Genomic DNA, 12,206 nt, shown 5'->3' on the forward strand with positions numbered 1-12,206 from the left:
ACCGCAGCCCAGGTTCCATGAGAACGATCAGTCGAGAATCGCCATCGTGAGTCGAGATTCGCCGTCGTGAGCCGATCTCGTGGGTCTACGCCGCCCGCACCTCGTACGTCACGATCCGCACCGACTCGTCGTCCAGGCACTGCCCGCTCTCCAGGTCGAAGCGCTGCTTCAGGAGCGGGGAGGCCACGAACGGGCGGCCCTGCTGGCTGCCGGTCAGGCCGCGGGAGAGGACGGCGGCGCCGCCGAACGGGTCGCGGTTGTCGACGGCGTACAGCTTGCCCGCGCGGTCGAGGAAGAGCGCGGCCTGGTTGCCGTCGGGCAGCAGGGCCGCCACGCCCCGGCCGGGCAGCAGCACGTTCAGATCGCAGACCGTGAACCAGTCGTCGTTCACAAGCAGTTGGACCTTCAGGTCCGTCTTCTCGGGGGCGAGGGTCATCGCTGGGCGCTTCCTTCCAGGACTTCTTCGGCGGCGGCGGGCCGCAGGCCGATGGACAGCAGCGGCAGGTCGGGCTTGATCTGGTCGCGCTCGGGGACGAAGCCGACGACCGGGTCCGGGGTGTCGGGGGCGTTGACGAAGGACACGAACCGGGCGAGCTTCTCGGGGTCGTTGATGGTCGACGCCCACTCGTCGGCGTAGTGGGACACATGGTCCGTCATCAGGGACTCCAGCTCCTCGCAGATGCCGAGGGAGTCCTCCACGACCACGTCGCGTACGTGGTCCAGGCCGCCGGGAATGCGCTCCAGCCAGGTCGACGTGCGCTCCAGGCGGTCCGCGGTGCGGATGTAGAACATCAGGAAGCGGTCGATCAGCTTGATCAGTTCGGTGTCCGACAGGTCCTGGGCCAGCAGGTCCGCGTGGCGCGGGGTGGCGCCGCCGTTGCCGCCGACGTACAGGTTCCAGCCGCCCGAGGTGGCGATGATGCCGAAGTCCTTCGACTGGGCCTCCGCGCACTCGCGGGCGCAGCCGGAGACCGCCGACTTGAGCTTGTGGGGCGACCTGAGCCCCCGGTAGCGCAGCTCCAGGTCGATCGCCATGCGGACCGAGTCCTGGACGCCGTACCGGCACCAGGTCTGGCCGACGCAGGACTTCACTGTACGGAGCGACTTGCCGTAGGCGTGGCCGGACTCGAAGCCGGCGTCCACCAACCGGGTCCAGATCAGGGGGAGTTGCTCGACGCGCGCGCCGAACATGTCGATGCGCTGGCCGCCGGTGATCTTCGTGTAGAGGCCGAAGTCGCGGGCGATCTCGCCGATCACGATCAGGCCCTCGGGGGTGATCTCACCGCCGGGGATGCGGGGGACGACCGAGTACGAGCCGTTCTTCTGGAGGTTGGCCAGGAAGTGGTCGTTGGTCTCCTGCAGCGCCGCCTGCTCGCCGTCGAGGACATAGCCGCTCGCGCCGATGGTCGGGGCGAGGGAGGCGATGATCGAGGCGACCGCCGGCTTGCAGATGTCGCAGCCGTCGCCGCCCTTGGCCTCGTCGCGGCCGTAACGGTCCAGCAGGTCCTGGTAGGTGTTGATGCGCAGGGCGAGGACGATCTCGTACAGCTCCTCGCGGGTCTGCGAGAAGCAGGCGCACAGGCCCTTGTCGACCACCACACCGCTGGCTTCGAGCTCGGCGGTGACCAGCTGGCCGAGGACCTTGACGCAGGAGCCGCAGGTCGTACCGGCCTTGGTGCACTTCTTCACCTCGGGCACGGTGGTGCAGTTGTGCTCGGTGACCGCGCCGCGGATCGTGCCCTTGCGGACGTTGTTGCAGGAGCAGATGATCGCGTCGTCCGGCAGCGCGGACGGGCCGAGCTGGACGGACTCCCCGGCGCCGGCGGGCAGCACCAGCGACTCGGGCGAGACCGGCGGGACCGAACCGGTGAACGCCTTCAGGGTGCCGTAGGCTTCCGCGTCGCCGACCAGGATGCCGCCGAGCAGCGTGCCGTCCCGGCCGATGACCAGCTTCTTGTACAGGCCCGAGCGGGAGTCGGAGTAGACGACGTCGAGGCAGTCGGCGGTCGCGCCGTGCGCGTCACCGAAGGAGGCCACGTCCACGCCGAGCAGCTTCAGCTTGGTGGACAGGTCGGCGCCGGTGAAGGACGCCTCGTCCGCCGCGATCGTCGCGGCGGCCGTCTCCGCCTGCTCGTAACCGGGGGCCACCAGGCCGTACACCCGGCCGTCCGCGGCCAGCGCGCACTCGCCGATCGCGAACACGTGCGGGTCGTTGACCGTGCGGCACTGCTCGTCGACGCTGATGCCGCCGCGCTCGCCGACCGTCAGACCGCAGTCGCGGGCCAGCTGGTCGCGGGGGCGGACACCGGCGGAGAACACCACCAGGTCGGTGCTGAGTTCGGAGCCGTCGGACAGCTTCATCCCGGTGACCGCGCCGTTCTCGCCGACGACGATCTCCTGCGTGCCCACACCGGTGTGGACGGACAGGCCCATGTCCTCGATGGTGCGCAGCAGGGCCGCGCCACCGCCTTCGTCCACCTGCACCGGCATCAGCCGCGGCGCGAACTCCACGATGTGCGAGGTCAGCCCGAGGCCCTTCAGGGCGCCCGCCGCCTCAAGACCCAGCAGACCGCCGCCGACCACGGCACCGACCTGGGCCTTCTTCGAGTACTCCTCGATCGCGAGCAGGTCCTCGATCGTGCGGTAGACGAAGCAGCCCTCGGCGTCCTTGTTCGGGACCGGCGGCACGAAGGGGAACGAGCCGGTGGCGAGGACGAGGGTCTCGTACTCGAAGACCTGGCCGGAGCGGGCCGTGACCGTCTTCGCCTCGCGGTCGACGGTCTCGGCCGGGTCACCGACGTACAGCTCGATGCCGTGCTGCTCGATGAACGCCATGTCGGTCATCGACAGGTCCTCGGGCGTCTTGCCCGAGAAGTACGAGGTGAGCGCGACGCGGTCGTACGCGGGACGCGGCTCCTCGCACAACACGACCACGCGGTGCGTGGCGGTCAGGCCGCGCTCGGCGAGCGCTTCGAGGAAGCGCTGGCCGACCATGCCGTGGCCGACGAGCACGATCGTGGGGGTGGCCCCCAGGGTGGCGGTCATCAGGAGCCTCCATCGTTGGTGAGCAGGTGGAGCAGGGGGCCGCCGTCAGTGGGGAGCGGCTCTGCTCCCTCCCAGGCGCGGGCGAGCGCGCCGACGGTGCCGAGTTCGCCGACGAGGACCCCGCCGACCAGGCGGTCGTCGCGGACGACGACCTTGCGATACGTGCCGCGGGTGGCGTCGGCGAGCTGGATGACGTCGTCCCCGGGCCGGGGCTCGGGCTCGCCGAACGCGGCGAGATCGAGGAAGTCCGCTCCGGCGAGCGTCAGCCGGGTCAGGGCGCGGGTGCCGGTGTAACGGGAGTTCACGTCCCCCGCCAGCAGCTCGGCGAGCGCGTCGGCCTGTTCGAGCGCCGGGGTGGCGAGCCCGTAGACCGTGCCCTCGAACTGGGCGCAGTCGCCGATCGCGTGGATGTGCGGGTCGGAGCTGCGCAGCTCCTCGTCGACGATGACGCCCTTGTGCACCGCGAGCCCCGCCTCCTGCGCCAGACCCACCCGGGGGTGGACGCCGCAGGCGATGACGACGAGGTCGGCGTCGAGCGCGTAGCCGTCGGCCAGGGACACCGACCGTACGGTTCCGCCGATGCTGCGCACGGCCCGTACACGGGTCTCGGTGTGCACCTCGACGCCGAGGTCGGCGAGATGCCGGCGGACCAGCTTCGAGGCGGACGGGTCGAGCTGGCGCTCCATCAGCCGCTCGCCCTGCTGGGCGAGGACGACCTGGGCGCCGCGCTGGGCGAGCGCCCGGGCGGCGGAGACACCGAGGAGCCCGCCGCCGATGACGACGGCACGCACACCCGGCCGGACGGCCTTCGACAGCCCGAGGCAGTCGTCCATCGTCCTGAAGGCGTGCACACCGTCGGGGAACTCGTGCCGCTCGGGGTCCCACAGGCCGCGCAGCGGCGGCAGCACGGGGTTCGAGCCGGTCGCGAGGACGAGGGTGTCGTAGGAGAGCTCCGTACCGTCCGCGAGATGTACGGCTCGCATCTCGCGGTCGATACGGACGACCCGGCCGCGGGTCAGCTGCGGCGGCGCGGGCAGCGCGATGACCTCGGGGGCGTACCGACCGGCCAGGACATCGGCGAGCAGCACCCGGTTGTACGGTGTGTGCTCCTCCTCGCCCACGAGCGTGGCGGGCACACCGAGCTCTCCGAGCCGCCGGGCGAGACGTACGCCCGCCAGGCCGGAGCCGATCACCACCACGCGATTGTTCGAGGTCATGCCCTTGAGCGTGCGGTGCCGGTGTTTCCCGACCGCATCACGTCTGTTTCTCGCGAGGAACGCTGCCCTCCTCGCGCCCCCGAGGGGAGTGTGAGGGGTTTCCGGCGCGGCGGGGTGGAGTGTGAGGACAGCCGCCGAAGCGCCGCTGACCTGGTGATACGGATGGGATACGGGCGTATACGGGAGGGCGGGGGCGGGAGCGCGGGTGGTCGTGCGCGCCGGGCCCCGGGTGCCGTAGCTCACGTCCGGCCCCCGCGCCGCCGCCGGAAGCCCACAAGACGCCCAGGTCGATGGAGGGCACACCTGTCCCGCCCCGTAGGGTCGCGATCATGCCCGACATATCCCTGACCACGGTCGTCGTCCTCTGCCTCGCGGCCCTCGCGGCCGGCTGGATCGACGCGGTCGTGGGCGGTGGCGGACTGCTCCTGCTCCCCACCCTCCTGCTCGGCCTGCCGAACGGCGCCTCGGCCGCGCAGTACGCGCTCGGCACCAACAAGGCGGTGGCCATCGTCGGCACGACGGGCGCGGCGGTGACATACGCGCGCCGCACCCCGGTCGACGTGCGGATCGCCGTACGGATCGGCCTCGCGGCGCTCGCCGGGTCCACGGCCGGTGCCTTCGTGGCCGCCGGGATGAGCACGGACGTGCTGAAGCCGGTGGTCATGGTGGTGCTGCTGGCCGTGGGCACCCTCGTGATCCTGCGCCCCTCCTTCGGCACGGCCCCCTCCACCGGGCCGGTCTCCGCGCGCCGCGTCCTCGCCGCGATCGGCCTCGCGGGCGTCGGCATCGGCTTCTACGACGGCCTCATCGGCCCCGGCACCGGCACCTTCCTGGTCCTGGCCCTGACCGCCGTCCTCCACCTCGACCTGGTCACCGCCTCCGCCACCGCCAAGATCGTCAACTGCTGCACCAACGCCGGCGCCCTCGCCACCTTCGCCTGGAAGGGCACGGTGTACTGGCAGCTGGCCGCGCTGATGGCCGTCTTCAACCTGGTCGGGGGGACGGTCGGGGCCCGCACCGCGCTGAAGAAGGGCAGCGGGTTCGTCCGGGTCGTGCTGCTGACGGTGGTGTTCACGCTGGTGGTGAAGATGGGGTACGAACAGTGGGTGGGCTGACGGAGGTGCCGGCGGAGGTGCGGCAGTCGGCCGGCCGGCGCCCGTCGGTGTTCCGGCTCAGGCCCCTCGGGCGCCAGGCGGCCTGACGGAGGTCTGACGGCCTGCCGCGCGAGGACACGGGGAGGCCGACGATCAGCCGACGTGGCTTCCCGCGAGGTGCGCGAACACGACCACGTTCCCCCGGTAACCGGTCGCCCTCGAATACCCCCCGCCGCAGGTGATGACCCGCAACTCCGGCCTCCGCGCCGCCCCGTACACCTTCTCGTCGGGGAAGTCCCGCGCGTCGTACGCCTCCACCGCGTCCACGGTGAACACCGCGACGCTGCCGTCCCGCCGGTCCACCTCGATGGTGGCGCCGCGTCTCAGCGCGCCCAGCCGGTAGAAGACGGCGGGCCCCTCCGCGTTGTCGACGTGCCCGGCGACGATCGAGGTGCCCCGCTCACCGGGGGTGGTGCCCGCCTCGTACCAGCCGGCGAGGTTGCTCGGCCGCGCGGGCGGGACGTCGAGGCTGCCGGTGGGGGTGAGGCCGAGGCCCATGAGGGGGGCGTCCACGTGCAGGGACGGGATGCGGACGCGGTCGGGCGGGGAGGGGGCGAGCGCGGGCGCGGCCGGTCTCTCCGCCCGGGGGCTGCCGTGGGCCTGGGCGGCCGACGGCTGCGGAGGCGGATGGGAGGCGGTGCCGTTGCGCAGCAGCCAGGCGCCGGCGCAGAGGGCTACGACGGTGACGCCCGCTATGGCGGAGTTGGCGAACCGGCGCACACGGGGCTCCTGTCGGGGTCGGCTGGTTGTTCCTCCCCTCCGGGCCGCGAGGGGCGTCGGGCCCGGAGGGGAGGGGACCGCGGTACCGGTGGACGGACGGCGGAGGGTGTCCGTCAGATCCCGTCGCCTCTCGCCCGGCGATGCAGGAGCCAGGTACCGCCCGCGGCGGCGACGGCGAGAGCCGCCACGCCGGCCGCGGTCTGCACGGGGTCGGGACCGAGCGCGCCACCGACCCCCGTCTTCACGCTTCCTCGCGGATGCGTCGGATGCGCCGGCCGCTGTTCCCGCGTGCCGGTGAGGGCGACCACCAGGTCGCCGGTGACCCGCCGGCCACCGCGCGAGCAGGTCGCGACGATCTCGTACGTCCCCGGCTGGGCGCTCGGCGGCACCTCGAACCGCCCGGTGGGCCGCCGTGCTCCGGCGCCGGGCGCGAGGGAGAAGGAGCCCGCCCCGACCGCGCTGGCGTCACCGGCCGCGGTACCGCCCACGCCGCAGCCCGCCGCGGTCGCGATGACCTCGGCGCCCGGGACGACACCGACCGGGGCCAGCTCCAGCCGTCCGCCGCCCGCGTCGCCGTACACGGGCGCGGCGGCCGACCCCGCGACGGCGACGGCCAGCGCGGTTCCGGTCAGCAGCCGGGCGGTACGGACGGTTCGGGCGCTACGTCGCATCGGGCCTGTTCCTCCGAGCTCACTTCCGGGGTTCCTGCTCCTTCGAGGTAAGTGCCAGCGGGGGCCGAGCGCTCCCTGAGACCACGTCAGAAATGTGGTGAACGGGTGGTGGAGGGAGGCCGGCCGGTACTCGGCGGAGTGCGGATGGCTTGCGTTTCAGCAGGTCATCGCGGTGGTGCGGGAGGCGACTCGGAAAAGAACGGCTGGACGGGGGTCGAGAGCTGTGAACGGGTGACGGCGGTGGCTTGACCTCAAGCAAGGTTGAGGCATGAGGGTGGCCGTCATGGAAACCGCCATGGATACCTCAACAGATGTTCGTGTCGCGCCGGTCCGGGTGACGGTGGTGATCGGCAGCAACCGGGCCGGCCGGTTCGGGTCGGTGGTCGCCGACTGGCTGCTGGACCGGGTGCGCGGGCGCGACGACTTCGAGGTCGACGTCGTGGACGTCGCCGAGACCGACGACCTCCCGACGACCTTCGCCCCGACCCCGGAGGCGACGGCACGACTGGCCGGGATCACCCCGAAGCTCGCCGCCGCCGAGGCGTTCATCGTGCTGACCCCCGAGTACAACCACTCCTATCCGGCAGCCCTGAAGAACCTCATCGACTGGCACTTCCACGAGTGGCGCGCCAAACCGGTCGCCCTCGTCTCCTACGGCGGCCTCGCGGGCGGCCTCCGCGCGGTGGAACACCTACGGCAGGTCTTCGCCGAACTCCACGCGACCACCGTCCGCGACACGGTGTCCTTCCACAACGCCCACGCCTCCTTCGACGACACCGGTCACCTCAGGGACCCGTCCGGCCCGGATGCCGCGGCGAAGGTGATGCTGGATCAGCTGGGTTGGTGGGGGAAGGGGCTGAGGGAGGCGCGGGGGAGGTGGCCGTACGAGGGGTGACGAAGGTGACGGGGGTGAGGGGCGACGGGGTGCGGGGGCCGGCTGTGCCGCCCCCCGCCGGACGCCTTGTTCCGGCGGCGGGCTCGCGTCCCGGCTGGGTCGGGAGGCTCGGGTGCCGGAGCCTCCCGGCTGGGGCCCGGAGGCTCCGGCGCCGAACCGCTGCCGGGCCGGCGGCCGTCGGCCGTCGGCCGAACTGCCGTACGTCCGGTCGACGGCCGTGTCGGCCACCCGCTCAGCAGTTGCCACCAGGAGGGGTGGGCGGGGTGGGCGGGGTGGGCTCGGCCGGCTCCGGGTCTGCCGGTGCCGGGTCCACGGGGGTGGGCGTCGTCGGTGCCGGGTCGGTGACCTCCGGCGTGGTGGGCGTCTCGTCGACCGGGGTGGGGTCCACGGGGGTCGGGTCGGTCGGCTCCGGGGCCGGGGGAGTCTCCGGAGTCGGGTCCGTGGGGTAGCCGTCGCCCGGGGTTTCGGGCTCCGGCGTGTCCGTCACCGGGGTTTCGGGCTCCGGGGTTTCGGGCTCCGGCGTGTCCGTCACCGGGGTTTCGGGCTCCGGGGTTTCGGGCTCCGGCGTGTCCGTCACCGGGGTTTCGGGCTCCGGCGTCTCCGTGTCGGGGTCCTCTGCCCCGGGGTAGTCCGTGCCGGGGTCCTCCGTCCCGGGCGTCTCGGTGTCGGGCGTTCCCGGGGTCTCGGGCGTGTCCGTGTCGGGCGTGCCCGGGGTCTCGGTCCCCGGTGTCTCCGGTGTCTCCGGTGTCTCCGGTGTCTCCGGCGTCTCGGGTGTCTCCACCTCAGGCGTCCCCGGCCCCTCCGGCTCCGTCACCGGAGGGTCAGGCACGACCACACCCGTCCCGTCCCCGTCTCCGTCGCCTGAGCCCTCTCCCGTTCCCGCCTCCGTCCCCGTTCCCGTTTCCTCGTCCCCGCCCTCCGCGGGCTCGTCCTCCTCGACAACCGGCCCCGTGACCTCCGGCGCCGTCCCCTCCCGCACCCCCGTGCCGCCGCCGTCGGCCGCCTCGTCGGCCCCCGGCCGGACAACCTCCGACACCGGCCCCCTGGCGCCGGCCGACGCGCCGGCATCCGCCGCGCCCCGTCCGTTGTCCGCCAACGTCACGATGTCCCTGACCCGGTCCCGCCCGTCGGACTTCTCCGTGGCCGGCCCCTGCGGCAGCTGGGCCACCGGTGCCTCCGCGACCGGTATGCGCCGTAGCGGGACCGAGGACGGGCCGAGTGAGCCGAGGACGATGCCGGCCGCGACGGCGGCGGCAGCCGCGGCCGTGCCGACCGCGACCGCCGTCGGCGCCTTCACCTTCGCCCCGCCGGTCACGGTGTGCTGTACCGCGTGCAGCAACTGACCCCCGCCGTGCGCGCCCAGCGCGGACGCCGAGGCGAAGGACGACAGCAGGTACTTGCCGGTGCCGCCCACCGCGAACACCAGCAGGGCCGGGCCGACGAGCGCGGGCAGCCGGTCGTTCGTGCGCATCAGCGCCGCGAGCCGCGCCCGGCAGTCGTCGCACCCGTCGACATGCCCGAGCAACTGCTCGGACTGCCGCGCCGAGGCCGTACCGCGTACGTACGCGGGTATCCGCCCCCAATACGCCTCGCACGCGGGATCGTTCGGCACCCCGGGCTGCACCCGCAGAAAGGCCTGGCGCATCCCCTCACGGGCCCGGTGCAGCAGCACCGCCGTCGCGCCCTGCTTGGCGCCGATGTGCCGCCCGACCGCCTCCAGCGGCTGCCCCTCCGCCTCGGCCAGCCACAACGCCTCCACCCACCGCTCGGGCAACTGCCCCAGCACCCGCACCAGCAGGTCGACGGAGGACACCTGCTCGGCCGGGTCGTCGGCGTGACCGCCGGCGGCACCCACGGGACCGCCCGCGCCACCCGCCTCGACCCGCTCGGCGGCGGTCAGCGGATCCTGCGGCGTCTCCCGCGTGGCGCTCCCGACGGCGGCCGCGAGATGACGGACCGTCGTCATCAGATACGCCGGTACGTTGTCGATCTCGTGCCCCGCGGACATCCGCCGCCAGACCCGGAAGTGCGCCTCCGCGACGAGATCCTCGGCCGCCCAGCTGTTCCGGGTGAGGGAGCGGGCGTACGCGACGAGCCGCGGGTGCTGCTCCTCGAAGATCTGCGTGTACTCGATGGTGGCGGTGGCGTGACCGTCGTTCATGGCAGGAACGCTCTCTCAGTGGCCTGCTGATGGGACGACGATGATTTTGTATGGCCAGATGGCAAAAAGTTAAACAATCTACAGAAGGTGATACACGTCACAGTGAGTTACTTCTGTATCGGCGTAATACCGGGCCCCTCCCCGAGGTCGAGAAGGCACAGCACCTCACGACCGCCGACGCCGCCCGAATCGGAGCCCCCCATGCACACCGTTCTCGAACAGCCCGCCCTCGCCCGCCTGGTCACCCCCGACTACGAGGAGGTCCCCGTACGCGTCACCCTGCGCTACACCTCCGCCGACCCCTTCGCCGTGCACATCGACTTCCCGCCCGCGGCCTCGGCCGACGACGAGGGCGTGACCTGGACGTTCGCCCGCACCCTCCTCGCCGAGGGTCTCACCGCCCCGACCGGCATCGGCGACGTCCACATCTGGCCCTGCGGCCCGACCCGCACGGTCGTCGAACTCCACTCCCCGTACGGCATGGCCATGATCCTCTTCGGCAGAGCCGCCCTCCACCGCTTCCTGCGCCGCTCGTTCACGGTCGTCGCACCGGGCGGAGAAGACCTGGAACCGGTCCTCGACGACGGCCTCGCCTCCCTCCTGGGCGGGGTGTGACCGCGTGCGCCGGTCCCTCGGCCGGGCCGTACCAGGGCCCGCCGGAAGGGCCCTAGGGCCTGTTCCAGGTTTCCCGCCTGCCCCGCGACGCCCGGCACGGCACCTCGCCGCACGGCCGGATCATCCAAGTACGTCCAGTACGAGGACGATCCGGCCGCACGCCGAGGCACCGCGCCGGACGCCGCAGGGCCCGCCCTACGGGCGGACGACGGGAAACCTGGAACAGGCCCTAGACGAGATGCGCGAAGACCACCAGGTTCTCCGTGTAGTCCTTGGCCTCGTGGTCGTAGCTCCCGGCGCAGGTGATCAGGCGCACCTGGGCCTGGTCCGTGTCGGCGTACACGCGCTCGTTCGGAAAGCGGTCCTTCTCGAAGGACTCCGAGCCGTCGACGACGAAGGAGGCCTTGCTCCCGTCCTCCCGCACGACATGGAACTCGTCGCCCTTCTTCAGGTCGCTGAGGCTCGCGAACACGGCCGGGGACGTCGCGGTGTCCACATGCCCGGCGATGATCGAGGTGCCCGCCTCGCCCGGGGAGACGCCCTTGGCGTACCAGCCGACGAGATTGGTGTCCTTGGCCGGAGGGGGCTCCAACTGCCCCGAGCGGTCGATGGCGAGGTCGGTGAAGGGGGCGTCGACGAAGATCTTCGGAATGACGAGACGGGTCGGCCGGGACCGGGGCAGCCGCTTGCCCGCCGACCGCGTGTCCGAGGGCGCGGACGGTGCGGCGGATTCGGAGGCGGGGACCTGCGGGGCGTGTCGCGCGGGACCGGACGACTCCTTGTCGCCGTCCCCACCGGAGCCCCCGACCACGATCACTGTGGCGACGAGTACGACGAGGCCCCAGAACACGGCCGCGCTCACCCGGGCCAACCGCCGGGACGACCTTCCGGAGAGCGCTCCGGACGATGCGCCCGCAGAGGTGCCGGACGCTTTTTCGGATGTGGGTGAGGAAGGGGAAGGAGGGCTGGCTGCCATCGAAGGACGACCTCGCTCGGGTGCGGAGGGGAGCGGACACGACGCGGACACAACGGGGAGCACGGGGGTTGGTGATGCGGTGGGACGACGGCCGGGCCGCCACCGGAGAACCGGAGTGCTGGGGTGGCGACCCGGACCGCTATCGCGGCTATGGCGTCAGGCACGGCTCAGACCCCGCTTTCGGCGGCCTTCTTGCGTCGCAGCGCGTACATCCCGGTGCCGAGGACGCCCAGCGCGGCCAGCCCGCCGCCGGTGACACCCGGCGAGGCGAGCCCGCCGCCACCCGTGTGAATCCCGCCCTTCGGCTTGTCGTGGTCGCCGCCCCACTCCTTGTCCTCCTTGTCCTCCTTGTCCTCCTTGCCCTCCCAGTCCTTCTCCTCCTTGGCGCCCCAGTCCTTCTCCTCCTTGCCCTCCTTGCCGCTCCACTCCTTGTCCTGCTTGCTTTCCCACTCCTTGCCGTGGTCGCCCTGGTCGGTCTCCGACGAGTGGCTCTCCTTGCTGACCGCGGAGTCGCCGCGGCTCCAGTCTTCCGCCGAGTCGGCGAAGGCGGTGGGCGCGGTGACCGCGAGGGCGGCCGAGACCGTCGCCGCGGCGAACAGCATCCGGGCAGAACGCATGTCAGTGTCCTTCCGCCAAGCCCGAGCAGCTGGCCCTACGTCAGCTCAAGTGACCCGGCCCTGGCGTGATCCACCGTCAGTCAGGCCGCGCGGTCCCACCATCCGGGGCCGTCGCACGGGTTACAGCCCCACTCC

The 12,206-nt window shown here is 72.4% G+C and carries 11 protein-coding genes; 3 read left to right on the forward strand and 8 right to left on the reverse strand.

From position 1 onward, the window contains the following. Window positions 1-85 precede the first annotated feature (85 nt). The 3 genes from nirD to SGFS_RS38305 are packed head-to-tail and all read right to left on the reverse strand — an operon-like array spanning window position 86 to window position 4,262. On the reverse strand, window positions 86-436 hold the full coding sequence (nirD, locus tag SGFS_RS38295) for a nitrite reductase small subunit NirD (protein WP_286256782.1): 351 nt from the start codon (window positions 434-436) through the stop codon (window positions 86-88). After that, window positions 433-3,045, reverse strand: coding sequence for a nitrite reductase large subunit NirB (nirB, locus tag SGFS_RS38300; RefSeq protein WP_286256783.1), 2,613 nt, complete (start codon window positions 3,043-3,045; stop codon window positions 433-435). The genes nirD and nirB overlap by 4 nt, the downstream gene beginning before the upstream one ends. After that, the gene (locus SGFS_RS38305; RefSeq protein WP_286256784.1) at window positions 3,045-4,262 is read right to left on the reverse strand and encodes an NAD(P)/FAD-dependent oxidoreductase; all 1,218 of its coding nucleotides are present in this window, start codon (window positions 4,260-4,262) and stop codon (window positions 3,045-3,047) included. Before SGFS_RS38305 ends, nirB begins: the two co-directional genes overlap by 1 nt. Window positions 4,263-4,591: 329 nt before the next feature. Here SGFS_RS38305 and SGFS_RS38310 point away from each other — a divergent pair, with 329 nt between their 5' ends. Beyond that, on the forward strand, window positions 4,592-5,377 hold the full coding sequence (locus tag SGFS_RS38310) for a sulfite exporter TauE/SafE family protein (RefSeq protein ID WP_286256785.1): 786 nt from the start codon (window positions 4,592-4,594) through the stop codon (window positions 5,375-5,377). Between the two features lie 132 nt (window positions 5,378-5,509). On the opposite strand, the gene SGFS_RS38315 is transcribed toward SGFS_RS38310, so the two are convergent. Together SGFS_RS38315 and SGFS_RS38320 are read right to left on the reverse strand one after the other, a co-directional pair. Further along, entirely contained in the window at window positions 5,510-6,136 is a 627-nt protein-coding gene (locus SGFS_RS38315) for a class F sortase (RefSeq protein ID WP_286256786.1), read from the reverse strand. A gap of 113 nt (window positions 6,137-6,249) precedes the next feature. Further along, complete coding sequence (locus SGFS_RS38320; RefSeq protein ID WP_286256787.1) at window positions 6,250-6,807, reverse strand: hypothetical protein; 558 nt, start codon at window positions 6,805-6,807, stop codon at window positions 6,250-6,252. A gap of 295 nt (window positions 6,808-7,102) precedes the next feature. On the opposite strand from SGFS_RS38320, the gene SGFS_RS38325 reads away from it, so the two are divergent. Beyond that, a complete protein-coding gene (locus SGFS_RS38325) occupies window positions 7,103-7,702 on the forward strand; it encodes an NADPH-dependent FMN reductase (RefSeq protein WP_286256789.1) in 600 nt (199 codons plus the stop codon). A 232-nt stretch (window positions 7,703-7,934) separates the two neighbouring features. On the opposite strand, the gene SGFS_RS38330 is transcribed toward SGFS_RS38325, so the two are convergent. Continuing rightward, complete coding sequence (locus tag SGFS_RS38330; RefSeq protein WP_286256791.1) at window positions 7,935-9,863, reverse strand: sigma-70 family RNA polymerase sigma factor; 1,929 nt, start codon at window positions 9,861-9,863, stop codon at window positions 7,935-7,937. Between the two features lie 201 nt (window positions 9,864-10,064). On the opposite strand from SGFS_RS38330, the gene SGFS_RS38335 reads away from it, so the two are divergent. Beyond that, on the forward strand, window positions 10,065-10,478 hold the full coding sequence (locus tag SGFS_RS38335) for an SsgA family sporulation/cell division regulator (RefSeq protein ID WP_286256793.1): 414 nt from the start codon (window positions 10,065-10,067) through the stop codon (window positions 10,476-10,478). A 229-nt stretch (window positions 10,479-10,707) separates the two neighbouring features. Here the strand turns inward: SGFS_RS38335 and SGFS_RS38340 are convergent, their stop codons facing one another. Together SGFS_RS38340 and SGFS_RS38345 are read right to left on the reverse strand one after the other, a co-directional pair. Then, complete coding sequence (locus SGFS_RS38340; RefSeq protein ID WP_286256794.1) at window positions 10,708-11,454, reverse strand: class F sortase; 747 nt, start codon at window positions 11,452-11,454, stop codon at window positions 10,708-10,710. A 167-nt stretch (window positions 11,455-11,621) separates the two neighbouring features. Then, window positions 11,622-12,071: a hypothetical protein gene (locus SGFS_RS38345; protein WP_286256795.1), complete on the reverse strand. Its 450-nt coding sequence runs from the start codon at window positions 12,069-12,071 to the stop codon at window positions 11,622-11,624. Between the last annotated feature and the right edge of the window lie 135 nt (window positions 12,072-12,206).

The organism is Streptomyces graminofaciens, assembly GCF_030294945.1.
GTDB lineage: Bacteria > Actinomycetota > Actinomycetes > Streptomycetales > Streptomycetaceae > Streptomyces > Streptomyces graminofaciens.

What these genes read in the sequence shown, in the direction of transcription:
- SGFS_RS38325 (WP_286256789.1), top strand. Translation starts at nt 7,103, where the DNA reads ATGGATACCTCAACAGATGTTCGTGTCGCGCCGGTCCGGGTGACGGTG.
- SGFS_RS38330 (WP_286256791.1), bottom strand. Translation starts at nt 9,863, where the DNA reads ATGAACGACGGTCACGCCACCGCCACCATCGAGTACACGCAGATCTTC.
- SGFS_RS38310 (WP_286256785.1), top strand. Translation starts at nt 4,592, where the DNA reads ATGCCCGACATATCCCTGACCACGGTCGTCGTCCTCTGCCTCGCGGCC.
- nirD (WP_286256782.1), bottom strand. Translation starts at nt 436, where the DNA reads ATGACCCTCGCCCCCGAGAAGACGGACCTGAAGGTCCAACTGCTTGTG.
- SGFS_RS38305 (WP_286256784.1), bottom strand. Translation starts at nt 4,262, where the DNA reads ATGACCTCGAACAATCGCGTGGTGGTGATCGGCTCCGGCCTGGCGGGC.
- nirB (WP_286256783.1), bottom strand. Translation starts at nt 3,045, where the DNA reads ATGACCGCCACCCTGGGGGCCACCCCCACGATCGTGCTCGTCGGCCAC.
- SGFS_RS38335 (WP_286256793.1), top strand. Translation starts at nt 10,065, where the DNA reads ATGCACACCGTTCTCGAACAGCCCGCCCTCGCCCGCCTGGTCACCCCC.
- SGFS_RS38320 (WP_286256787.1), bottom strand. Translation starts at nt 6,807, where the DNA reads ATGCGACGTAGCGCCCGAACCGTCCGTACCGCCCGGCTGCTGACCGGA.
- SGFS_RS38345 (WP_286256795.1), bottom strand. Translation starts at nt 12,071, where the DNA reads ATGCGTTCTGCCCGGATGCTGTTCGCCGCGGCGACGGTCTCGGCCGCC.
- SGFS_RS38340 (WP_286256794.1), bottom strand. Translation starts at nt 11,454, where the DNA reads ATGGCAGCCAGCCCTCCTTCCCCTTCCTCACCCACATCCGAAAAAGCG.